At 55.5% G+C, this 22,475-nt stretch carries 20 protein-coding genes; 13 read left to right on the forward strand and 7 right to left on the reverse strand.

Annotated elements, in window-relative coordinates:
• Positions 1-75: 75 nt before the first annotated feature.
• The 3 genes from tehB to ppk1 are packed head-to-tail and all read right to left on the reverse strand — an operon-like array spanning position 76 to position 4,292.
• Entirely contained in the window at positions 76-675 is a 600-nt protein-coding gene (gene tehB / locus QMZ65_RS04095) for a tellurite resistance methyltransferase TehB (protein WP_058959122.1), read from the reverse strand.
• 27 nt (positions 676-702) lie between these two features.
• Positions 703-2,226 (reverse strand): exopolyphosphatase, encoded by a 1,524-nt coding sequence (gene ppx, locus QMZ65_RS04100; protein WP_058959121.1) that lies wholly within the window; start codon positions 2,224-2,226, stop codon positions 703-705.
• A 5-nt stretch (positions 2,227-2,231) separates the two neighbouring features.
• Positions 2,232-4,292 carry a polyphosphate kinase 1 gene (gene ppk1, locus QMZ65_RS04105; protein WP_097118592.1) on the reverse strand — a complete coding sequence of 687 codons (2,061 nt, stop codon included), beginning with the start codon at positions 4,290-4,292 and terminating at the stop codon, positions 2,232-2,234.
• Positions 4,293-4,474: 182 nt separating this feature from the next.
• On the opposite strand from ppk1, the gene QMZ65_RS04110 reads away from it, so the two are divergent.
• The 3 genes from QMZ65_RS04110 to pstB are packed head-to-tail and all read left to right on the forward strand — an operon-like array spanning position 4,475 to position 8,943.
• Positions 4,475-6,568, forward strand: coding sequence for an ABC transporter permease subunit (locus QMZ65_RS04110; RefSeq protein ID WP_283215482.1), 2,094 nt, complete (start codon positions 4,475-4,477; stop codon positions 6,566-6,568).
• Positions 6,565-8,163, forward strand: coding sequence for a phosphate ABC transporter permease PstA (gene pstA / locus QMZ65_RS04115; protein WP_283215483.1), 1,599 nt, complete (start codon positions 6,565-6,567; stop codon positions 8,161-8,163). The genes QMZ65_RS04110 and pstA overlap by 4 nt, the downstream gene beginning before the upstream one ends.
• Before the next feature lie 12 nt (positions 8,164-8,175).
• Entirely contained in the window at positions 8,176-8,943 is a 768-nt protein-coding gene (gene pstB / locus QMZ65_RS04120; protein WP_038645455.1) for a phosphate ABC transporter ATP-binding protein PstB, read from the forward strand.
• 137 nt (positions 8,944-9,080) lie between these two features.
• Here pstB and purN read toward each other — a convergent pair whose 3' ends face one another.
• Complete coding sequence (gene purN / locus QMZ65_RS04125) at positions 9,081-9,719, reverse strand: phosphoribosylglycinamide formyltransferase (RefSeq protein ID WP_058959117.1); 639 nt, start codon at positions 9,717-9,719, stop codon at positions 9,081-9,083.
• Positions 9,716-10,756: a phosphoribosylformylglycinamidine cyclo-ligase gene (gene purM / locus QMZ65_RS04130; RefSeq protein WP_034825969.1), complete on the reverse strand. Its 1,041-nt coding sequence runs from the start codon at positions 10,754-10,756 to the stop codon at positions 9,716-9,718. The genes purN and purM overlap by 4 nt, the downstream gene beginning before the upstream one ends.
• Positions 10,757-10,996: 240 nt before the next feature.
• Between purM and upp the strand changes: the two genes are divergently transcribed.
• From upp to hda, 3 genes are all read left to right on the forward strand, one after another.
• Positions 10,997-11,623 carry a uracil phosphoribosyltransferase gene (gene upp, locus QMZ65_RS04135; protein ID WP_034825735.1) on the forward strand — a complete coding sequence of 209 codons (627 nt, stop codon included), beginning with the start codon at positions 10,997-10,999 and terminating at the stop codon, positions 11,621-11,623.
• A gap of 242 nt (positions 11,624-11,865) precedes the next feature.
• The gene (gene uraA / locus QMZ65_RS04140; protein ID WP_283215484.1) at positions 11,866-13,149 is read left to right on the forward strand and encodes a uracil permease; all 1,284 of its coding nucleotides are present in this window, start codon (positions 11,866-11,868) and stop codon (positions 13,147-13,149) included.
• Positions 13,150-13,242: 93 nt separating this feature from the next.
• Positions 13,243-13,944: a DnaA inactivator Hda gene (gene hda, locus QMZ65_RS04145; protein ID WP_202403671.1), complete on the forward strand. Its 702-nt coding sequence runs from the start codon at positions 13,243-13,245 to the stop codon at positions 13,942-13,944.
• Here hda and arsC read toward each other — a convergent pair.
• The gene (arsC, locus tag QMZ65_RS04150) at positions 13,941-14,288 is read right to left on the reverse strand and encodes an arsenate reductase (glutaredoxin) (RefSeq protein WP_058959115.1); all 348 of its coding nucleotides are present in this window, start codon (positions 14,286-14,288) and stop codon (positions 13,941-13,943) included. The genes hda and arsC overlap by 4 nt on opposite strands.
• A gap of 5 nt (positions 14,289-14,293) precedes the next feature.
• Positions 14,294-15,757, reverse strand: a complete 1,464-nt coding sequence (bepA, locus tag QMZ65_RS04155; RefSeq protein WP_283215485.1) for a beta-barrel assembly-enhancing protease — start codon at positions 15,755-15,757, stop codon at positions 14,294-14,296.
• A 639-nt stretch (positions 15,758-16,396) separates the two neighbouring features.
• Here bepA and QMZ65_RS04160 point away from each other — a divergent pair.
• The 7 genes from QMZ65_RS04160 to QMZ65_RS04190 all read left to right on the forward strand — a co-directional run bounded on the left by QMZ65_RS04160 (position 16,397) and on the right by QMZ65_RS04190 (position 22,471).
• Positions 16,397-17,002, forward strand: coding sequence for a DsrE family protein (locus QMZ65_RS04160; RefSeq protein ID WP_058959113.1), 606 nt, complete (start codon positions 16,397-16,399; stop codon positions 17,000-17,002).
• Positions 17,003-17,036: 34 nt separating this feature from the next.
• Entirely contained in the window at positions 17,037-17,645 is a 609-nt protein-coding gene (locus tag QMZ65_RS04165; RefSeq protein WP_058959112.1) for a DsrE family protein, read from the forward strand.
• Positions 17,646-17,771: 126 nt separating this feature from the next.
• Complete coding sequence (locus tag QMZ65_RS04170; protein ID WP_283215486.1) at positions 17,772-18,788, forward strand: substrate-binding domain-containing protein; 1,017 nt, start codon at positions 17,772-17,774, stop codon at positions 18,786-18,788.
• Positions 18,789-18,793: 5 nt separating this feature from the next.
• The gene (locus QMZ65_RS04175; protein ID WP_211728300.1) at positions 18,794-19,816 is read left to right on the forward strand and encodes an ABC transporter substrate-binding protein; all 1,023 of its coding nucleotides are present in this window, start codon (positions 18,794-18,796) and stop codon (positions 19,814-19,816) included.
• A 2-nt stretch (positions 19,817-19,818) separates the two neighbouring features.
• Complete coding sequence (locus tag QMZ65_RS04180; protein WP_058959109.1) at positions 19,819-20,676, forward strand: ABC transporter permease; 858 nt, start codon at positions 19,819-19,821, stop codon at positions 20,674-20,676.
• Complete coding sequence (locus tag QMZ65_RS04185; protein ID WP_097118585.1) at positions 20,673-21,485, forward strand: ABC transporter permease; 813 nt, start codon at positions 20,673-20,675, stop codon at positions 21,483-21,485. Before QMZ65_RS04180 ends, QMZ65_RS04185 begins: the two co-directional genes overlap by 4 nt.
• Positions 21,482-22,471 (forward strand): ABC transporter ATP-binding protein, encoded by a 990-nt coding sequence (locus QMZ65_RS04190; RefSeq protein WP_097118584.1) that lies wholly within the window; start codon positions 21,482-21,484, stop codon positions 22,469-22,471. Before QMZ65_RS04185 ends, QMZ65_RS04190 begins: the two co-directional genes overlap by 4 nt.
• The last annotated feature ends 4 nt before the right edge of the window (positions 22,472-22,475 follow it).

The raw sequence follows: 22,475 nt of genomic DNA on the forward strand, positions 1-22,475 counted from the left end.
GTGTGAAAAATGAGCAGTAATGGTTAAGGGTGCGTTGATCAAAATCAGATGGGGCCGCATTTCGCGGCCTCGTCATCAATAGCTGGCTTTTTGCGCCAGTAGCGTGGCGAAACGGTATTTGATGCGATCGCCGTTTTCATCACGACGATGCAGTTCACCGATTTCCTCGTTGTACTTCACGATGTGCCAGTTGCGATAGTAATGGCTCAGCTCGCCGGATTTGAACGTAAACGGGAAGTTCTGCGAGTTGGGATAATCATCCGTGCTCATCGCCGCCACAATCAGGTTATAGCCATATTTCAGCGTACTGGCCTGCATATCGGCAATCAGCTGTGGGATGGATTCCGGTTGCAGGAACATCATCACCACTGTTGATAGCACGAACTGATAGCCACCGTTGAACCGCACCTGGTTGAGATCGCACAGTTCCGTGCGAATGTTCTCCAGATTCTCTTCCTGAATAATGCTATTCAGACGCTCAAGGCTAGCGGGATTGCTGTCCCAGGCCGTCACGTCAAAACCATGCTGATTCAGGAACAGGCTATTACGGCCCTGGCCGCAGCCGAGGTCTAACGCTTTGCCCACTGCCAGTTTTGGCAATGCAGCCAGCACTTCGGAGTGGGTCGGTGTCAGACCGTATTTTTCCGCGAAATAGTTATCGGGACGTGTTGTCATAGTGATACAGCGGGCCAGCAGCCCGCATTACTCCTCTTCCAGCGTCAGTTTCCAGCCGGTGACATCATTCCAGTAGGCTTGCTCACGCTCCAGATCCAGCTGTACCAGCGTATTCTGGCTCAGATAGCCACGCGGGAAAGTCAGCGTCCAGTTGCTGTCATCCGCCTTGAGCTTGAGCGAGTCCGGCTTGGTGGTGGCCTGGCGCTGATTATTCAGCAGCGTACCCAGACGTAACAGGAACACCATCGGCAGGAACTGTTTCTTTTTGAACAAGGTGAAACGTGGCATCTCATCCTGCTTCACCGCTTTACGGTGGTAGCGTACCAGCATGGCCAACAGCATCTGTTGATCCTGATTAAAACCAGGCATGTTGGAGTTCTGCAGGATGTAAGCTGAATGGCGCTGCATGCCGCTGTGATTGATGGTCAATCCGACTTCATGCAGCAGCGCAGCCCATTTCAGCAGCGCGGAGAGCTGTGGATTCGCCAGCTTGGGATTTTGATCCAGCCACTGCAGATAAAGCTGCTCGGTGGTTTCCAGCACGCGGCGTGCCTGATCGCTATCGATAGCGTAGTGGTTAGCCAGACTTTGCGCGGTGCGGCTGCGGATATCCTGATGGCGGAAGCGACCTTCCATCTCATACAGCACACCTTCACGCAGCGCGCCATCAGACAGGCGCAGTTCGCGAATCGCCAGCGCATCAAACACGCCACACAGAATCGCTAAGCCAGGTACAAACACCGCTTTACGCTCTTCCGATAAGCCCGGCAGACTCAACGCATTGAAAGACTTGTGCTTCAATACTTCAGCAACCAGCATTTCCAGCGTTTCCGGGGTGATCAGTTTCTCTTTCTCACCCATTGCCAGCAGCACTTCGCAGGCCGCTTTGATCGAGCCTGAAGCACCCAGCGCATACTGCCAGCCGTGCAGACGATACTGCCACGCCATGGTTTCCAGCTTCTGCGCCGCGGACAAACGCGCGCGACGGAAGTGTTCAGGCGAAATTTCCCCTTTCGGGAAATAGAGATTGGCAAAGCTGACACAACCCATGCGGCGGCTTTCCACCAGCTGCGGTTCAAAATCCTCACCGATCACCAGTTCGGTTGAACCGCCGCCGATATCGATCACCAGCTTGCGGCCTTTTTCCGGCTGCGTGTGCTCCACGCCCATGAAGATCAGACGCGCTTCTTCGTTGCCAGAGATGATCTCGATCGGATAGGGGATCACCTCTGCGGCGCGCTGCAGGAACTCTTCGGCATTGGTGGCGATACGCAGCGTGTGCGTACCGACGATAGTGACGTTTGCCGGGCTGAATCCCTGTAAACGCTCCGCAAACAGCGCCAGGCAGCTCAGGCCACGCTCCATCGCCTCATCGCTCAGGCGATTTTGCGCATCTAACCCATCGGCCAGATGCACGCGCTGTTTCAAACGCCCCAACACTTGCATGGCGCCATCGACCACACGGGCAATGACCATGTGGAAACTGTTTGAGCCCAGATCGATGGCAGCAAATTCCTGCGGTTTCGGCGTACTTTTATGGGAAATTGGCATAGGCGTTATTCGGGTTGTTCCAGTTTCTTGATGTAATCGTAAATCGCCAGCTGCGAGCGCACCTTCTTGCGATTGCCGCGCGGAACATAACGGTTACTCAGTTCTTTGTCCACGATGCGCGCTTTCACGGTATCACTCAACAGAATGGCAATGATATCCAGAATGCGCTGCTTCACGCGGGGATCAAGGATCGCCACGGCCACCTCAATACGGTGATCGATATTACGCGTCATCCAGTCTGCGGAAGAGAGATAAACCTTTTTCTCGCCGTCGCTCTCAAAAATATAGACGCGGTCATGCTCAAGATAACGGTCAACGATGCTGGTAATACGAATATTTTCGCTGATGCCCGGTAAATCAGGGATCAGAGAACACATGCCGCGCACCAGTAAATTGATCTTCACGCCCGCAGATGACGCGGCATAGAGGCGATCTACCAGGCCGTTATCGACGAGGTTGTTGATTTTCAGCGTAATGCCCGCCGGTTTTTTCTGCTGGGCATTGGCGATCTCGGCATCGATCAACTTATACAGCATGTCGCGCGAGTTCTGCGGCGACACCAGTAAGTGTTCGAACGTCACCGGACGATACGGGTTCTCAATAAAGTTGAACACGCGGCGCACTTCATTGGTGATGCGCGCATCGGCGGTCAGCAATGAATAGTCAGTATAAATGCGTGCGGTTTTTTCGTTGAAGTTACCGGTGCCGATATGCGCATAACGCACAATCTCATCGCCTTCACGACGTGAAATCAGGAACAGTTTGGCGTGAATTTTCAGACCCGGCGCGGAGAAGATCACGTGCACGCCCGCTTCGGTCAGGCGTTTTGCCCAACGAATATTGGCTTCTTCATCAAAACGCGCCTGCAGCTCCACCACCACAGTCACTTTTTTACCGTTGTACGCCGCGTGGATCATCGCATCCATGATGCGTGAGTTTTTAGCGACACGATAAATGTTGATCTTAATCGCCAGCACGCTTGGGTCGAACGATGCCTGACGCAACAGCTCCAGCACGTGCTCAAAGGTGTGATACGGATAGTAGAGCAGCACATCGCGATTACGGATGGCATCGAAACCGTTACGGAAGCCATCAAAGCCGATGTGACGGATTTGCGGCAGCGGACGGTTTTCCAGATTGGCTTTGCCGACGTTCGGGAAGCCAATAAAGTCTTTAAAGTTGTGGTAACGGCCGCCCGGCACAATCGAATCGTAGTTCGAAATCGACAGCTTATGGCGCAGCATTTCCACCATCGCATCCGGCATATCACGCTGATACACAAAGCGCACCGGTTCTGCGTTAAGACGCTGCTTCAGGCTGGAGGACATCAGTTCCAGCAGGCTTGATTCCATCTCGGTAACGAGGTCATATTCGGCATCGCGCGTCATCTTCATCGAATAAGCATTCAGCGCATCGTAATCGAAGAAGCCTTTGAAAATCTCATCCAGGCAATAGCGCAGGATATTATCCAGCAGGATCATCGGCTTGCGACGACGCGGTGATTCAGCGGGTAAATTGACGAAACGTGGGACCTTGTCAGAAGGGATTTCCAGCAGCGCGTAACGAATATCGTCGCCGCGAATAATCTCAACCGCCAGATAGGTGTAGTCATCTTTGAGGAACTCAATCAGATCGGTGTCGTGGTTAATCAGAATCGGCGTGACGTGCTGGCGTAATTGATGTTTGAAGTAATAGCGCAGCCACTCTTGCTGATTCGGCGACAGCTGGCGTTCGTTAATCAGGAAGATCTGATTACGTGCCATCTCCAGCAGCAGGTCGTTGTACAGCGCATCGAATTCCTGATCCGATTTCTGCACCCGCAGCTGAATTTTTTTCAGGATATGACGAAGGGTCGTCGGCGTGCCCTGTTCCTCACCAATCAGAATGCGACGTTTCAGATCGGCGAAGCGCACTTTGTAAAACTCTTCGAGATTGTTGGAATAGATTCCCAGGAAGCGCATGCGCTCGATTAGCGGGTTCGTTTTGTCCGCTGCTTCCTGTAATACACGTTCGTTGAAGCTTAACCAGCTTATTTCTTTTTCTATATACAGCTTTTCCTGACCCATTCTGACTCCGTGAGGCTGTTGCTGGACGGATTGTCCGGCGGGAAAATCGCAAAAATGCGCCTCCGCTCAGTGTCCGTCACCATTATGGCGAGAGTATGGCAAGCTTGTCCAACGCCAAAGGTTGTCTTATCAATCAGCTACGGGCAACATAGCGACGTGTTTTCACCTGTAACCTGGCCTGCATGAGCATAAATCGTATCCCTGTCCATTTCAGCGACCGCCGTCGTCGTGCCGTCGATCAGTTTGTTCGTCGCGTAGTGACGGGCTGCGGCGTGGGCATTTTGCTGCTGATGCTACTGCTATTCTTCTGGTTGATCTGGGTGGTGTTGCCCCTTTTCAGCGCGCCGGGCATGCAAGCTATCACCAATATGCAGCTTTGGGATCAAGCCCCGGTGCTGGCGATGGGCAGCGATGGGCATCTCGGCTGGCGCATCAGCCGCAACGAGGCGCGCTTTATTCCACTCGATGGGCAGCCAGCTGCCGATGTGCTGACGCTGCAACAGCATCCTGATGCGGCGGTCAACAGCAGCAATAGCAATAGCGTATTGCTCAATATGCAGGGCGCACTGCTGCTGATGCAACCGCTGATCCACGAAAACCACGGTCAATGGTTCTTCCCGTTTGGCGATCGTCCGCTGCATCTGGCGCAAGGCGCGGTCACCACCATGGCGCTCACCTCGCTAAGCGATCACCAATGGCGGATTGCCGCCCAAACGCCGGCAGGCATCAGCGTAATGACGCTGGAGAACCAGCAAACCGTTAATCAAATTTTGCTGCCACAGCAGCAAGCCGAGCATTTGCTGTTATCCCCCGATGGCACATTGCTGTACGCCAGCGAAGGGCGTTTGCTGCGTGTATGGCAAATCACGCCAGAAGGCGCTCAGCTGCGCGAAACGCAGACCCTTAACCAGCGTCCGCAAAGCCTGCATATCCTCACCGGGGGGCGCACGCTGCTGATTCAGGATACCCAGGGGGTCAAGCAATGGTTTGCCATCGCAGGCGATAAAGGGCCGCGGTTGCAGGAAATTCATACCTTTGATCATAGCCAGGATGCGTTGAAGGTTGTGCCAGAGGCGCAGCGCCGTGTGTTTGCCACCTTTAATGCAGCGGGTGAGGTCAAACTGTTCGCCAGCAAGCAGCAGGGGCCGATTTTGACGCGTCAGTTGGCACCGGGTATTCAGGCGCTGGCATTTTCACCCCGCGGCGATGCACTGATTATTGAACGGGAAGGGCAGTGGCAACAGTTTGCGCTGGATAATCCATGGCCTGATTTCACCTGGCGCAATCTGTGGCAAAAAATCTGGTACGAAAACTATCCGCAGCCCGATTGGGTATGGCAATCCACCGCCGCCGGCGACAGCTATCAGGCCAAATTCAGCCTGATACCGATGGTGCTGGGCACGCTAAAAGCGGCCTCGCTGGCGCTGCTGTTTGCCACGCCGCTGGCTCTGGCGGCGGCAATGTACACCGCATGGTTTATGTCGCCAGGATTACGCCGCTGGGTGAAGCCGGGCATTGAAATGATGGGCGCGTTGCCGAGCGTGGTGATTGGCTTGATTGCCGGCGTCTGGCTGGCACCGCACGTGAGTACCGCGCTGGTCGGCGTGTTACTGCTACCGCTGGTGCTGGCGGTGACTTTATTGCTGTGCGGCGTGCTCAGTCCGCATTTGCCAGCGCGTTGGCGACGCCCAGGTTTCGAGGTGATTCTGCTGCTGCCGGTATTGCTGGCCGTCACACTCCTGACGCTCTGGCTGCCCACGCAGTTGTGGCCGGATATCGGCGAGCGGTTGGCGCATTATGAACAACGCAACTTATTGGTCGCGGCGCTGGCGATGGGCTTTGCATTGGTGCCGTTGATTTTCACCTTGTCAGAAGATGCTTTATTCAGCGTGCCCGGCGCGCTGGGGCAAGGTTCACTGGCGCTGGGCGCTACGCCGTGGCAAACCTTGACGCGCGTGGTATTGCCGGGCGCTTCGGCGGGGATATTTGCCGCTTTGATGATTGGCTTTGGCCGCGCAGTAGGGGAAACCATGATTGTGCTGATGGCCACCGGCAACACGCCGGTCAGTGAAGGCGGCTTGTTTGCCGGATTACGTGCACTTTCGGCTAACATCGCCATTGAGATGCCGGAAGCGGCAGCGGGCAGTGCGCATTACCGAATTCTGTTCCTGAGTGCGCTGTTGTTACTGATATTCACTTTAGTGATCAACACCGTTGCGGAGTTGATTCGTCAGCGTCTGCGCCAGCGCTACAGCCAGCATGAGGGACAGGGATGAAAGCGATGCGTCAAAACGATCGCTGGCGCTGGCTGACTGCTGGTGCGGTGGCCGTATGCTTACTGGCGTTTACCTTGCTGATTGGCCTGCTGGGGTGGCAGGGCATGCGCGCCTTCTGGCCGCAGCCAGTGGATCAATATCTGTTCCAGCCGCCGGAAGGCTCGGCGGTGATGGTGCTGGGCGAAACGCTGCACAAACAGCCGCAGGGCGAGCAGTGGCGCTATGTGGTGAAAACGGGCAATCGCGATTTTGCCGCACCGGATTTCCGTGTGCTGTATAGCCAGGGCGCGGCGAAAACGCGTAGCCCGGCAGATGCGGTGGTTTTACAGCGCCGCAGCGGCGGCAACGCTTACGGTTGGCTGATTGAACTGCGGGAAGACAATGAAGTGCTGACCGCGCGCGATCGTGATGCGCTGCTGCATCAGCGGTTGGCGCAAGTCCATGAGCAGCTACGTCAGGCCAGCCACATTCGTCGTGTGCAAATGGCGCGCCTCAATGCACAGCTGGAAAGCCTGCAGCAGCAAGTTGATGAGCAACGTCAGCGCGGCACGTTCACCCTGCAGGATCAATCGGAATTCGATGCCAACAGCGTGGCGCTGCAACGGCGCTTTAGCGCACTAGCGCAACAACTGACCCATCTGCAACATGAGAGCGAACGCGACACGTTGGTGCTGCGCGATGTGCAGGGGCAGGATCATATCATTCCGCTGGCGCAGGTGGTGGATGCCTGGTATCCGAATGCGATGTCGTTTAGGCAGAAAGTACAGCACTTCTTCAGTCAAATCTGGCAGTTTGTCAGCGATTCCCCGACATCAGGCGGCGGCGAGAGCGGGGCGTTCCCGGCGATTTTTGGCACCGTGCTGATGGTGTTGCTGATGTCGATCATCGTGATGCCGCTGGGGGTGGTGGCGGCGGTGTGGCTGCACGAATATGCCGGACGTCATGCGTTAACGCGGCTGGTGCGCATCGCGGTGGTGAATCTCGCCGGTGTGCCGTCGATTGTGTATGGCGTGTTTGGTCTGGGCTTCTTTGTCTGGTTGATCGGCGGCACGATTGATCAGCTGTTTTTCTCGCGCGCGTTGCCGAATCCGACCTATGGCACGCCGGGCCTGCTATGGGCGGCGTTGACGCTGGCGCTGCTGACATTGCCCGTGGTGATTGTCGCCACCGAAGAGGGGCTGTCACGCATCCCGGATAATCTGCGCCAGGGCTCGCTGGCGCTGGGTGCCACTCAGGCGGAAACGCTGTGGCGCGTGGTGTTACCGCTGGCGGTCCCGGCGATGCTCACCGGCCTGATTCTGGCTGTAGCGCGTGCAGCAGGGGAAACCGCCCCGCTGATGCTGGTGGGCGTGGTGAAAATGGCCCCGGAGTTACCGGTGGATGCGGTTTTCCCCTATTTGCACCTCGACCGCAAATTTATGCACCTCGGTTTTCAGATTTACGATTTGGCCTTCCAGAGTCCGAATATCGACGCTGACCGACCGCTGGTTTACGCCACCGCCTTGCTGCTGGTGGTGATCATCCTGTCGCTCAATCTGTTGGCGATGGCGCTGCGGCATCGGCTGCGCGAGCGTTACCGCCTCATGACGCACTAGAAAGGTTTTTAGATGACGCCCGATTACGACATCGCGTTAACCGTTAACCAACTGTCGCTGTGGTACGGTGAGCGCCAGGCGCTGAACAATATCGATCTGCACATCCCGAAAAACCGCATCACAGCGCTGATTGGTCCGTCCGGTTGTGGCAAGTCAACGCTGCTGCGCTGCTTTAATCGTATGAACGATGTGATTGATCGCTGCCGCATAGAAGGTGAAATCCTGCTCGATCAGCATGCGGTGATGCAGGCGAATCAGGATCTGCCTGCGTTGCGTCGCCGGATTGGCATGGTATTTCAGCGCCCGAATCCATTCCCGAAATCGATATACGAGAACGTGGTGTACGGTTTGCGGCTGCAAGGGGTACGCGATCGTCGCGTTCTGAACGAAGCTTGTGAACGTGCACTGCGTGCAGCGGCACTGTGGAGTGAAGTGAAAGATCAGCTGGCACAGAATGCGTTGACGCTCTCCAGCGGTCAGCAGCAGCGTCTGGTGATTGCGCGTGCCATTGCCATTGAGCCGGAAGTATTGCTGCTGGATGAGCCGACGTCGGCGCTCGATCCGATTTCCACGCTAGTGATCGAAGAGTTGATGACCACGTTAAAGCAGCATTTCACGCTGGTGCTGGTGACGCACAACATGCAGCAGGCGGCGCGCGTGTCAGATTACACGGCGTTTATGCATAACGGACAACTGGTGGAGTTTGATGAAACCGACCGCATCTTCACCTCGCCAAAAGCGCGCAAAACCGAAGATTACATTACGGGTAGATTTGGTTAAGGGATAGGCAACGTGCGCTACGTTTTCAGGGCGCAGAAAGGCAACAGGTTTTAGCAGCCCCAGGCGCTGACATCAGCCAGTGACTGGGGTGAATTAAGCGGGGCAACGTGTCTGCAAGCGGCTGAATAAGGTGAAAATCAGTCGTGTGCGTAACCCTGAGGTGGCAACGGTTGCCCATCCAGCCAGGCTTTTCCATCGCGCATCTGCAAACGACCATCGACAAACCAGCCGATCACCAGCGGATAAATCGCATGCTCCTGATGCTGTACACGTGAGGTGATCTCTTCTTCATCATCTTCAGCAAATACCGGAACGCGCGCCTGCAAAATCACCGGTCCGCCATCCAGTTCGTCAGTAACAAAGTGCACCGACGTGCCGTGTTCCTCATCGCCATTCTCTAGCGCCTGACGATGGGTATGCAGTCCGGGATATTTCGGCAGTAGCGACGGATGGATGTTCAGCAACCGGTCGTGATAATGCGCGACAAACGCCTGACTGAGAATGCGCATGTAACCGGCCAGCACCACCAAATCCGGCGCATAGGCATCGATTTCCTGCATCAGTTGGCGGTCAAACGCATCGCGGTCGGCAAAGTCACTGGCGGCGAGGCTATGGCCCGGCACGCTGGCTTCCTGCGCACGCGTCAAACCAAATGCCGAGGCTTTATTACTGAAAACGGCAGCGACGCTGCCGTTAATACGCCCGCTTGCGCAGGCGTCGAGGATGGACTGAAGATTGCTTCCGTTACCGGAGATCAGTACAACCAGTTTTTTCATGGATTAATAACCACTCGCTCTTCTGAGTCAGAGGCTTTAATCACACCGATTTTCCACGCCTGTTCGCCAGCGTCGGTCATCAGCTGTACCGCTTTATCGGCATCGGCCGGGCTCAGCGCGATGATCATGCCCACGCCGCAGTTAAAGGTACGATACATTTCATGACGGCTGACGTTACCGGCCTGCTGTAACCAGCTGAACACGGACGGCCACTGCCAGCTCTTCTCGTCAATCACCGCCTGAGTATTGTCTGGCAACACGCGTGGGATGTTCTCCCAGAAGCCGCCACCGGTCAGGTGAGAAATCGCGTGCACATCCACCTGCTCGATCAGGCTAAGGATGTTTTTCACGTAGATACGAGTCGGTGCCAGCAGGTGATCGGCCAGTGGTTTGCCATCCAGCTGTTTGGTTTCTGGATCAGTCTGGCTGACTTCCAGAATCTTACGCACCAGCGAATAACCGTTCGAATGCGGGCCGCTTGAACCCAGTGCGATCAGCACGTCGCCGTCCTGCACTTTCGAACCGTCAATGATTTCTGATTTTTCCACCACGCCGACGCAGAAACCGGCCACGTCGTAGTCTTCACCGTGGTACATGCCTGGCATCTCAGCGGTTTCACCGCCGACCAGCGCACAACCCGACTGCAGGCAACCTTCAGCGATACCGGTGATCACCGCTGAAGCGGTATCCACGTCCAGTTTGCCGGTTGCGTAGTAGTCGAGGAAGAACAGCGGCTCAGCGCCTTGTACAATCAGGTCGTTCACACACATCGCAACCAGATCGATGCCGATGCTGTCATGACGTTTGAGATCCATCGCCAGACGCAGCTTGGTGCCGACGCCATCGGTTCCGGAGACCAGCACAGGCTCGCGGTATTTCTGCGGCAGCGCACAGAGCGCGCCAAAGCCACCCAGCCCACCCATCACTTCCGGGCGGCGAGTTTTCTTTACTACGCCTTTAATACGGTCAACCAGATCGTTACCAGCATCGATATCAACACCGGCGTCTTTGTAGCTGAGAGAGGTTTTGTCGGTCACTGCGGAATCCCCACGCGAATTGCGGTTGGTGGCAAAAATTAAGCGCGCTAATTCTATCAGCGCAGGCAAACGTTTGCGAGTGCCATCTCACGCCGCTTTGCACAGTGCTGATTTTTCGCCAATCCTTAAGATCACGCGAATCGCGCTAAGCCATTGACCAATGACAAGTGGCGCAGCGGCAAAAAGGCGGTATAATCCGGCGATTTTTTTTTAGCTCAACTCAATTCCGGGAGAACAATCATGAAGATCGTGGAAGTCAAACACCCGCTGGTCAAACATAAACTGGGCCTGATGCGTGAGCATGATATCAGCACCAAACGCTTCCGCGAGCTGGCCTCAGAAGTCGGCAGCCTGCTGACTTATGAAGCCACTGCCGATCTGGCCACGGAGCGCGTCACCATCGAAGGCTGGAACGGCCCGGTCGACGTCGATCAAATCAAAGGCAAAAAAATCACCGTGGTGCCGATTCTGCGTGCGGGCCTCGGCATGATGGAAGGTGTGCTGGAGCACGTGCCAAGCGCGCGCATCAGTGTCGTCGGTGTCTATCGTGATGAAGAGACGCTGGAGCCGGTGCCGTACTTCCAGAAACTGGTGTCCAATATCGAAGAGCGTTTAGCACTGGTCGTTGACCCGATGCTGGCAACCGGTGGTTCGATGATCGCCACTATCGACCTGCTGAAAAAAGCGGGCTGCAACAGCATCAAAGTGCTGGTGTTGGTGGCGGCACCAGAAGGGATTGCGGCGCTGGAGAAAGCGCATCCAGACGTTGAGCTCTACACCGCGTCAATCGATCAGGGATTGAACGAGAAGGGCTATATCATTCCAGGTCTCGGCGATGCCGGCGATAAGATCTTCGGAACGAAATAAATAAAGCATCCAGCCGGCCAGAGAGTCGGCTTTTTTTTGGCAAAAACACAATAACTCATGTAATGCCCTTTAGTTCAGTGCCGCATAAACACCAGCACCTTTGGTAGCGGCGCGATTTATCGCGCTCTTTTTCCCGACATGGCACTTAGCGTGTTGGAATATTGCGTAATGAATTGCGCGGCTCCCTGATGGCGCGGCCTGAACAAACAGCATTCATAACGACTAATGGGGATAGAGAGATAATGACAAGACGCGCGATCGGGGTAGACGAACGTCCACCGCTGCTGCAAACCATTCCACTCAGCTTACAACACCTGTTCGCCATGTTTGGCGCCACGGTGCTGGTGCCGATTCTGTTCCACATCAACCCGGCCACCGTATTGCTGTTTAACGGCGTTGGTACGCTGCTGTATCTGTTTATCTGTAAAGGAAAAATCCCGGCGTATCTGGGTTCGAGCTTTGCCTTTATTTCACCGGTGCTGCTGCTGTTGCCGCTGGGTTATGAAGTGGCGCTGGGCGGCTTTATTCTTTGCGGTTTCCTGTTCTGTGTAGTGGCGCTGATCGTCAAAAAAGCCGGTACCGGCTGGCTGGATGTGATGTTCCCACCGGCCGCGATGGGCGCAATCGTTGCGGTGATCGGTCTGGAACTGGCGGGCGTGGCAGCCAATATGGCCGGTCTGTTGCCAGCCGATGGCACCTCGCCAGACAGCAAAACCATCATCATTTCGATGGTGACACTGGCGGTCACGGTGTTTGGTTCGGTGCTGTTCCGCGGTTTCCTCGCCATTATCCCGATTCTGATCGGCGTACTGGCTGGCTACGCGCTCTCCTCCTTTATGGGCATCGTAAACTGGCAATCGGTGGCTGATGCGCCGTGGTTTGCACTGCCAACCTTCTACACGCCGCGCTTCGAATGGGCCGCGATGTTGACCATCCTGCCTGCGGCGCTGGTGGTGATCGCTGAGCACGTTGGCCACTTAGTCGTTACCGCCAATATCGTGAAAAAAGATCTGATTCGCGATCCCGGCCTGCATCGCTCGATGTTTGCTAACGGCTTGTCCACCTTGATCTCCGGTTTCTTCGGTTCCACGCCAAACACCACTTACGGTGAGAACATCGGCGTGATGGCGATTACCCGCGTATACAGCACCTGGGTGATTGGCGGGGCGGCGATCTTCGCGATTCTGCTCTCTTGCGTAGGTAAACTGGCGGCCGCAATTCAGGCGATCCCGGTGCCGGTCATGGGGGGCGTTTCTCTGCTGTTGTACGGAGTGATCGGGGCTTCCGGTATTCGCGTATTGATTGAATCTAAAGTGGATTACAACAAAGCGCAGAATCTGATCCTGACCTCGGTGATCCTGATCATCGGCGTCAGCGGCGCGAAAGTGCATATCGGCGCTGCAGAACTGAAAGGCATGGCGCTGGCCACCATCGTTGGCGTCGCGTTGGCACTGATTTTCCGCGTAATCAATCTGTTACGGCCCGAGGAAGTGGTACTGGATGCTGAAGAAAAGCGCGAAAGTTAATGCGCTTTGCCGGGCAGGGAAGCCTGGTTCATCTCTTGCAAGGATCGTGATAAACTTGCGCCGTTTTCTGCCTGCTCATCCGTTGAGGTACTTCTGAACACGCCGGCACAGCTTTCACTGCCACTCTATTTACCCGATGATGAAACCTTTGCCAGTTTCTGGCCGGGGGAAAATCCGTCTCTGTTGGCGGCGCTGCAAGGCGCACTCTCTCAGCAACACGGCAGCTATCTCTATTTTTGGTCACGTGAAGGCGGCGGCCGTAGTCACTTACTGCATGCAGCCTGTGCTGAGATGTCGGCCCGTGGTGAAGCGGTGGGATATGTTCCGCTGGATAAACGCACTTGGTTTGTGCCGGAAGTGTTGGACGGCATGGAGAACCTGGCACTGGTCTGCATTGATAATATCGAATGCATTGCCGGTGATGCCGAGTGGGAGATGGCGATCTTCGATCTCTATAACCGTATTCTGGAAATCGGCAAAACGCGTTTGCTGATCACCGGCGATCGTCCACCGCGTCAGCTCAATCTTGGCCTGCCGGACTTAGCATCCCGTCTCGACTGGGGACAAATCTATCGTTTGCAGCCATTGTCAGATGAAGACAAACTCCAGGCGATGCAAATGCGAGCAGGGCTGCGTGGTTTTGAGTTACCGGAAGATGTCGGGCGCTTCCTGCTGAAACGCCTCGACCGCGAAATGCGCACGCTGTTTGATACGCTTGATCGGTTAGATCGCGCCTCTATTAGCGCACAGCGCAAGCTCACCATTCCTTTTGTCAAAGAAGCGCTGGGGCTTTAAACAATCTCCAGCACCGCTTCCGGTGGACGGCCAATTCGTGCCTGATCACCGTTGATCACGATGGGGCGTTCGATCAGTTTCGGATGCTCAACCATCGCCTGCAGCAGTTGATCTTCACTCAACTGGCTGTCTGCCAGATTTAACTCTTTATAAAGATCTTCTTTGCGGCGCATCAGATCGCGCGCACTACTCATGCCTAACTGTTGCAGCAGTTTTTTTAGCGCCTGCACGTCAGGCGGTGTTTCAAGATACAGCACCACATCAGTTTCAATGCCTTTATCCTGCAACAGCGCCAGGGTTTCGCGGCTCTTGCTGCAACGCGGGTTGTGATAAATGCTCACCATTATTTTTATCCTTTCTGATACTGACGGAACCGCTTTTGCAGTTCGCGGAACTGATCGATGCGAGCATCGTAACGTGCCTGTTTCAGGCTGCCGAGCGGCACCAAGGCGCTGGCACTGCTCAGGGTGGTGATCGCCTGATCGAGCTGGCCATTGAGTGCTAATCCTTCCGCTCGTGCCGACAACTCCTCATCCCGTAATCCTTGTGCTGCCGAGGCTTGTGCCAGTAAATCCCAGGCATTGACGTCATCGGGATGGGCAAAGGTATAACGATTGAGGATGCGCGTGGCGTTAGCGGGCTGTTTCGCCTCGACATAAGCGTTAGCGAGGTTGAGCTGCAGCACCGGATTGGTGCTGCTTCCTTTGGCACTGGTTAGCATGTTGATCGCCTGCTGCGGCTGGTTCAGACCGATGTCGATATCCGTCATGATATCCAGCAACCAGACGTTATCCGGCTGTTTCGCCAGCATCGGGGTGATGATTTTTTTCGCACTGTCGAAGCTTCTCGCCTGCAGGAACTGCACCGCTTTACCGTATTGCGATGCCATTTGCTCACGTGAGTTGCCTTTGGCGTATTCATTTAACAGCTCATCGGTCAGCTGATTACGGCCAGTAGCGTACATACCCAACGAGCGCACTTTCGCCATGTAGAAGCCTTCCGATGACTGCACCACCACAGGGCGCATCTGGTTGGCACGGTTACGCGCATCGGCCAAACGGCTATCCGGTAAGGGGTGAGTGAGCAAAATTTCCGGGGGTTTAGAAGAGAAGCGGCTTTGATCGGCGAGCTTCTGCAGGAAAGCTGGCATCGCCTGCGGATCGAAACCTGCACGTTGCAGCACCTGAATCCCGATGCGGTCAGCCTCTTGTTCATTGGCCTGAGTGAAGCTGATCATACCCTGTTGCGTACCCGCCAACGTACCGGTTAACGCCGCCATCCCGGCTTGTGGGCTGGCAATGGCGAGCAGAATCGACCCCAACGCGCCCACCCAGGTGAGTGGCGCATTACGCTTCTGCTCTTCCATGGCACGTGCCAGATGGCGTTGAGTGACGTGAGAAATTTCGTGCGCCATCACCGACGCCAGTTGGCTTTCATTGTCGGTGTAGCGGAACAATGATGAATGCAGCACTACGTTGCCGCCGAAAAAGGCGAAAGCGTTCAGTTCGTCATTCTGAATGAGAAAGAAGTGAAACGGCGTGCGCACCGAATTGGCATGCGCCACCAGGCGCTGCCCTAACTCATTGATGTATTGATTTAATAGCGGATCGTTAATCAGCGGCGCACTGGCGCGCAGTTGGCGCACGTAGAAGTCGCCAATTTGTAATTCCTGATTAATGGATAGCGTTGAACCCGCTGTGGTTCCCATATCGGGCAGATTATCACTCACGTCCGCGTGCACGGAGAGTGCGGGCGTCAGCAGCAGCGTAGGAATAAGGGCCGCCAGCACTGATTTTTTCAACCGGTTAAACATGCCTTGATCCTGTAAAAGTCACCTGCAATTGGACAGGTAAGTCGTTCAAATGTTCTGCGCGTACTTTCCTTTGACGCAGCGCTTCTATCTTAACCAGCGCGTGGTAACAAGCAAATGAAGAAGCGACACAGACTTAAAATGAAAAAATGGCTACAGCGGGCGCTGATTGCAGCAAAAAATTGAATAGTCCGCCACGACCAGGTTAGCGCTTTTACAGGTTCAGAAGTTAAAGTTACGTAAAGTTGCTCAAAATAATTGAATCTGGCATGAAATTTTCCAGGTTTACTCTGAAAAACAAACGTCAAAACAGTGAACTGGCCTGTTTTATCCATCAGTGATTTTAATGGTGATTTTTTATAGGGTCGCCGAAATTTTAGTTAAGTATGGTCATATTTTCAGCTCCCCTGGCTTGATAAAAACTAAATAGCTGACAGTCGATTCAAGCCAGTTATTTTTTTAGGCATCTCTTCAGCTCAATCGAAAGCATTATTCAATTAGCCTGACTAATTATTATTTCCGCAATGAAAATCCCGGATAGGCCAAAACTACAGGACTTTTGCCCTGCTCACGCTGTGATATAGATAAGGCACTTTATTCAAACGGACTGTGAATTAGCGCAGTGCATGCCGGAGAGTTATTATGCGTTCTGTTGTCTCTTACGCCCTGATTGCGATCGTGGGTGGGTTTGTTGGCGCCACCGTCAGCAAAAGTGATGATATTTATCAGCGAGTGGTGAGCCATTTTTCTGCCGAGCCAACCGATCCTGAAGGTTTCTGGAGCACGCCTGCTGTCGATGGTTACGGCAAAATCCATTACGAATCTGATGCCGCCTTTAAACCGGTAGTCGGGCTGAGCAACAAAGTGGTGTTTCAAATCACCAAAAGCGAAGGGGACATGAAGCGGCCTAATCTTGGGCTGGAGCGCGTCGCCCGCGTAGTTAACCTCTACATCGCATCAGGCGTGCCTGCCGATCAGCTGCACTTTGTTGTCTCTGTGACCGGTGATGCCACGCCTGCCATGCTCGATAACGCGCATTTCCAGCAATTTTATAAAGCTGACAACCCCAATCTGGCGCTGATCGGCGAACTCAACAAATTAGGCGTCAAAGTGTCGGTGTGCGATCAGTCAGTGGCGTTCCATCACTTCCCGAAAGAGTGGATCGATCAATCGGTTATTCATGCGTTGTCCAGTCCGACCACGGTGTCGACGCTGGAAAATCAGGGTTATGCCTTCCTGCAAATGTAATTGGGCTTAGGGTCTTCTATCGAGGAGAAGTGAAATGCGTCCAGCGTCCTATATTGTTATCGCCGCACTGGCGGGTTTCGTGGGCGGTAATGTGTTACAGCTTCCAGAGCTGGTGGATAAGGTCAGCAGCAAGTTTGCTGACAACAAAAGCGAGCCAGCGGACTTCTGGAGCACGCCAGCCATCGCGGGCTACGGCAAAATCCATTTTGTGAATACGCCGGATTACAATCCCGCGAATACGCCAGGCCTGAGCAATAAGGTCGTTTTTCAGATCAACCGCACGGAAGGGGATGTCCGTCAACCTAACCTCGGACTGGAACGCGTGGCGCGTGTCACCAACCTTTATTACGCTGCCGGAGTGCCGCTAAATCAGCTGAATTTCGTGGTGTCAATCAACAGCGATGCCGTGCCTGCCGCGCTGAATAACGAACAATTCCGCAAAGCTTACGGCACAGATAACCCGAACCTGAAATTGATCGATGAGTTGAAGCAGGCGGGAGTGAAGGTCACGATCTGCGATCAATCGGTGGCGTTCCATCAGCTACAGCGTGACTGGATCGATACGCGCGTCACTCATACGCTCTCCAGTGGCACCACAGTTGCCTCGCTGCAAAACGAAGGTTACGCCTTCCTGATGTTGTAATTCCTGCCTGACAGCAGTTCGCGCTGCTGTCATTTTTTCGTCATCTCCCCGCGATGTTGCTGTCACAGTTCGCCGCTACTTTAAGCGCCAATGAGATCGATCTCATTGCTCATTCACGAGGCGAACATGTCCGATTTAATCAGTGTGGCAAAGCTGGCTGGCGTTTCTCGCGCTACCGCCGCACGCGCATTTTCTGATCCCCATCTGTTGCGGCCTGACACGCTGGAAAAGGTGTTGGCGGCATCAGAGCAACTCGGATTTCGCCCCAATCACATTGCACGTCAGCTGCGTACGCAAAGTTCTACCACGCTGGGTGTGCTGTTGCCTTCACTGCTCAACCCGATCTTCTCACGCCAGTTACAGGCGATGGAACGTCAGGCGCGTGCGGCTGGATACGGTTTGCTGGTGGCAACCAGTGATTATCAGCCAGAGCGTGAAGCGGCGATCGTCGAACACATGCTGCGCCAGCGCGTGGCGGGCCTGGTGCTGACCGTGGCCGATGCGGATAACAGCGCGGTTCTGACCACGCTGCATGAAGCCAGCATGCCGTTTGTCCTGGCGCACAACGTGCCTCAGCAGAGTCACTGGCCAGCGATTTGCGTGGATAACCAGCAGGCGATGCGGGAAGCCACCGAACATTTGCTAAGTCTGGGCCATCGTCATATCGGCATGGTCGCCGGGCCGATGCTGCAATCGGATCGCGCTCGCCTGCGTTATCAGGGCTACTGCGATGCGATGCAGGCCGCAGGGCTGAATGCGCTGCCGGTGATTGAAATGACCAGCCATACCCATTCTGATTTCGCGCTGCTGCAACCGCAGTTGCAGGGCGCAGCACCGCTGACAGCGGTGATTTGTACAAATGATTTGCTCGCCATCAGCCTGATTGGTGCCGCGGCGCGTGCCGGTGTACGCATCCCGCAGCAACTTTCGGTGATGGGTTTTGACGGCATCGATATTGGCGAGCAGATTGCGCCGTCACTGGCGAGCGTCTCTCAGCCAGCCGACATGCTCGGAGCCTGTGCCATCGATATGTTGTTACAACAAGCCAGCCGCGGCACCCGCGTACTGGCCCACCGGTTGCGGAGCGGTGAAAGCATCGCCGCACCCGCCACCGTTTTGACTGCCTCCACCAGGGAACCATAATCACCATGAAATTCCATAAAAAAATGAAAATTCTTGCAGGAGCGATCGCGCTGACCGCCGGTTCGCTGTTCAGTATGATGACGCAGGCCGCCGAAACCGCGATCTGCTACAACTGTCCGCCCGAATGGGCTGACTGGGGTACACAGCTCAAAGCCATTGCCAAAGACACCGGCATCACCGTGCCACAAGACAACAAAAACTCCGGCCAGGCGCTGGCGCAAATGGTGGCGGAGAAGGGCAATCCGGTGGCAGATGTGGTGTATTACGGCGTCAGTTTCGGCATCCAGGCCGACAGCGCGGGCGTCATCACCGATTATAAACCGCAGCACTGGGACGACATCCCTGCCGGAATGAAAGATCCGAATGGCAAATGGGTCGCGCTGCACTCGGGCACCATGGGCTTTATGGTCAACGTGGATGCACTCGGTGGCGCGCCAGTGCCGCAATCCTGGGATGACCTGCTGAAACCTGAGTACAAAGGGATGGTGGGCTACCTTGATCCGGCCAGTGCCTTTGTCGGTTATGTGGCGGCGGTGGCCGTTAACCAGGCGAAAGGCGGCAACATGCAGGACTTCACGCCAGCGCTGAACTGGTTCAGGAAACTGCAGGCCAACCAGCCAATCGTACCGAAGCAGACGGCCTATGCGCGTCTGATTTCCGGCGAAATCCCGATTCTGCTCGACTACGACTTCAACGCCTATCGCGCCAAATATAAAGATCACGCCAACGTTGCGTTTGTGATCCCGAAAGAGGGCACGGTGACGGTTCCTTACGTCATCAGTCTGGTGAAGAACGCGCCACACGAAGCTAATGGCAAGAAAGTGATCGACTATGTGCTGTCGGACAAAGGTCAGGCGATTTGGGCCAATGCCTTCCTGCGCCCGGTGCGTACTTCTGCAATGTCACCCGAAGCGAAGAAATTCTTCCTGCCGGATAGCGATTATGCACGCGCCCAAACGGTCGACTATCAGCAGATGGCCGATGCGCAGAAAGCGTTCTCTGCTAAGTACCTGAGCGAGATTCACTAATCATGTCGATCTCCGACACCCTGGCGGCTTCACGCCGCCAGGCTCGCAGCTTGCCGGGCAGCAAATGGTTATGGCTGACGCTGCCCGCGCTGCTGTTCTTCAGTGCATTTTGGCTGCTGCCGTTTGCGCGCCTGCTGCAAATCGGTATGCAGAACGATCGCACCACCCAGCACAGTGGCTACTGGACGGTAATCACTCAGCCGAATTACCTGCTGAGTTTGCTGAATACCGTATTACTGTCGCTGGCGGTGACATTGGTTACGCTGGTGATTGCTGCCATCGTAGGCTGTTTTCTGGCGCGTCAGCGTTTTGCTGGGCGTGGCACGTTATTAGCCTTATTGACCTTCCCGCTGGCCTTTCCCGGCGTGGTAGTGGGTTTTCTGGTGGTGATGCTCGCGGGCCGTCAGGGCTTGCTGGCGCAAATCAGCATGAGCCTGGTGCACGAGCGCTGGACGCTGGCCTATTCACTCACCGGATTGTTTATCGGCTATCTCTATTTCTCGCTGCCGCGCGCCATCGTTACGCTCGTCGCGGCCAGTGAAAAGCTTGATCGCTCGCTGGAAGAGGCAGCGCGATCACTTGGTGCCAGTCAGTGGCGTATTACCTGGGACGTGATCGTGCCCGGCCTGCAGCCGGCATTGCTCTCTACCGGCGCACTCTGTTTCGCCACCAGCATGGGCGCGTTTGGCACTGCTTTTACGCTCGGCACCGATTTGGCGGTGTTACCGCTGACCATTTATGGCGAATTCACTAACTACGCTAACTTTGCTACGGCGGCGGCGCTGTCGGTGGTGATGGGCGCGGTTGCCTGGCTGGCGCTGATGTTAGCGCGCCGCCTGGCACACAAGGGGGCCGCATGAATCGTCGCAGATTGTTTAGCCTGCAGCTGTTGGTCACCACGCTCACCGCGCTGTTTATGATTGTGCCGGTGGTGCTGTCGATGCTGGCGGGTGTCACCAATAACTACTTTATCGGCCTGCGCAGCGGGTTGACCCTGAAATGGGTGGCGCAAGTGTGGGAGATGTACGCTGATACCTTCTGGCTGTCGTTGCTGATAGCGCTGTTCTGCTTGTTGGTCACTCTGGTGATTGGCGTACCCGCCGCGTGGGGCTTGTTGAAAGCGCCCGGCCGCTGGGCAGCACGTATTGAAGAGTGCCTGATGTTGCCCGTGGCGCTGCCCGGCTTAGCTACTGCGCTCGGCATCATTCTGCTTTACGGCCAGTTTTCCGGCCTGCGTGACAGCTGGGTATTTATTCTGATTGGTCACGTGCTGTTCACGCTGCCGTTTATGATGCGACCGGTGCTGGCGGTGATGCAGGCGATCGATATGCCGCGTCTGGAAGAAGCTTCCGCCAGCCTCGGTGCCAGCCTGTGGCAGCGCTTCTTTACCGTGGTGGTACCCAACTGCCGCAACGGCATTCTGGCGGGCGCCTTTATGGTGATCACCCTGTCGGTGGGGGAGTTCAACATCACCTGGATGCTGCATACGCCGCTGACCAAAACCCTGCCGGTCGGCCTCGCGGACAGTTACGCTTCAATGCGACTGGAAGTGGGTTCCGCTTATACGCTGATTTTCATTCTGATGATTTTGCCGCTACTGCTGATGCTGAATGCGGTGAATCACTGGCTTAACCGCGCGGTATCGCGCCAAAACAAGGAGGCGGCATGAATCCTGCGGCCGTTACCGTGACGCTGCGCGGTTGTTCACGTCACTTCAATCACCAACTGGCATTGCATCCGCTCGATCTGACCGTGAATCCCGGGGAAACCCTGGTGTTGCTCGGGCCTTCTGGCTGCGGAAAAACCACCACCTTGCGCATCATCAGCGGGCTTGAGCGCTGTGATGCGGGCGGCGAGGTGTGGTTCGACGATCGTAACGTTACCGCGTTGCCGATTGAGAAACGCAACGTTGGCATGGTGTTCCAGAACTATGCGCTGTTTCCCAATCTTAACGTCGCCGAGAACGTGGCTTACGGCTTGAAAGTGCAGGGCGTGGCGCGTGCCGAGCGTGAAGCGCGCGTGCAGGAGATGCTGGAACTGGTGGATCTCAGCGCGCTGTCACAGCGCAGCATTGATAAGTTATCCGGTGGACAGAAACAGCGTGTGGCACTGGCGCGTGCGCTGGCAGCCAGACCCAAAGTGCTGCTGTTTGATGAGCCGCTGGCGGCGCTGGATGCGCGCTTGCGTGACCGCTTACGCCTGGAAATCGGCACGCTGCTGAAGAAGCTGGCGATCACCGCCGTGTACGTCACCCACGATCAGCAAGAGGCGATGGCGCTCGGCGATCGCATTGCAGTGATGGAGCAGGGGCGTCTGGTGCAGATCGATACGCCACAAAATATCTATCAGCATCCCGCTTCGAAGTTTGTCGCCGATTTTGTCGGGGCGATTAACTGCGTGGATGTCGATGCGCGTGGCAATGCACAGCGCTTCTGCCGCCCGGAAGATGTACTGCTCGCCAGCGACAATCGCTATGCGCGTCAGGGCTTTATCCTTGCCAGCACCTTTTTAGGCGCATCGCAGCGGCTGATGATCGATATCGGTCTGGCCATGCCGATTCAGGTCGACCGCCATGCGCGTGAAGCCTGGCATGCCGGACAACCGGTGAGCTGGACGCTGGCGCAAGACGCCGCCCTGCAATTTTCTGCATCCTGAGGAA

The organism is Pantoea sp. EABMAA-21, from assembly GCF_030053335.1.
GTDB classification, from domain to species: Bacteria; Pseudomonadota; Gammaproteobacteria; order Enterobacterales; family Enterobacteriaceae; genus Pantoea; species Pantoea communis.

Excerpts from the sequence above, each read along its gene's own strand:
- tehB (WP_058959122.1), bottom strand. The coding sequence starts at position 675 with ATGACAACACGTCCCGATAACTATTTCGCGGAAAAATACGGTCTGACA.
- QMZ65_RS04185 (WP_097118585.1), top strand. The coding sequence starts at position 20,673 with ATGAATCGTCGCAGATTGTTTAGCCTGCAGCTGTTGGTCACCACGCTC.
- upp (WP_034825735.1), top strand. The coding sequence starts at position 10,997 with ATGAAGATCGTGGAAGTCAAACACCCGCTGGTCAAACATAAACTGGGC.
- ppk1 (WP_097118592.1), bottom strand. The coding sequence starts at position 4,292 with ATGGGTCAGGAAAAGCTGTATATAGAAAAAGAAATAAGCTGGTTAAGC.
- QMZ65_RS04180 (WP_058959109.1), top strand. The coding sequence starts at position 19,819 with ATGTCGATCTCCGACACCCTGGCGGCTTCACGCCGCCAGGCTCGCAGC.
- pstA (WP_283215483.1), top strand. The coding sequence starts at position 6,565 with ATGAAAGCGATGCGTCAAAACGATCGCTGGCGCTGGCTGACTGCTGGT.
- QMZ65_RS04190 (WP_097118584.1), top strand. The coding sequence starts at position 21,482 with ATGAATCCTGCGGCCGTTACCGTGACGCTGCGCGGTTGTTCACGTCAC.
- QMZ65_RS04170 (WP_283215486.1), top strand. The coding sequence starts at position 17,772 with ATGTCCGATTTAATCAGTGTGGCAAAGCTGGCTGGCGTTTCTCGCGCT.
- purN (WP_058959117.1), bottom strand. The coding sequence starts at position 9,719 with ATGAAAAAACTGGTTGTACTGATCTCCGGTAACGGAAGCAATCTTCAG.
- arsC (WP_058959115.1), bottom strand. The coding sequence starts at position 14,288 with ATGGTGAGCATTTATCACAACCCGCGTTGCAGCAAGAGCCGCGAAACC.
- ppx (WP_058959121.1), bottom strand. The coding sequence starts at position 2,226 with ATGCCAATTTCCCATAAAAGTACGCCGAAACCGCAGGAATTTGCTGCC.
- QMZ65_RS04165 (WP_058959112.1), top strand. The coding sequence starts at position 17,037 with ATGCGTCCAGCGTCCTATATTGTTATCGCCGCACTGGCGGGTTTCGTG.
- pstB (WP_038645455.1), top strand. The coding sequence starts at position 8,176 with ATGACGCCCGATTACGACATCGCGTTAACCGTTAACCAACTGTCGCTG.
- QMZ65_RS04160 (WP_058959113.1), top strand. The coding sequence starts at position 16,397 with ATGCGTTCTGTTGTCTCTTACGCCCTGATTGCGATCGTGGGTGGGTTT.
- bepA (WP_283215485.1), bottom strand. The coding sequence starts at position 15,757 with ATGTTTAACCGGTTGAAAAAATCAGTGCTGGCGGCCCTTATTCCTACG.
- QMZ65_RS04110 (WP_283215482.1), top strand. The coding sequence starts at position 4,475 with ATGAGCATAAATCGTATCCCTGTCCATTTCAGCGACCGCCGTCGTCGT.
- QMZ65_RS04175 (WP_211728300.1), top strand. The coding sequence starts at position 18,794 with ATGAAATTCCATAAAAAAATGAAAATTCTTGCAGGAGCGATCGCGCTG.
- uraA (WP_283215484.1), top strand. The coding sequence starts at position 11,866 with ATGACAAGACGCGCGATCGGGGTAGACGAACGTCCACCGCTGCTGCAA.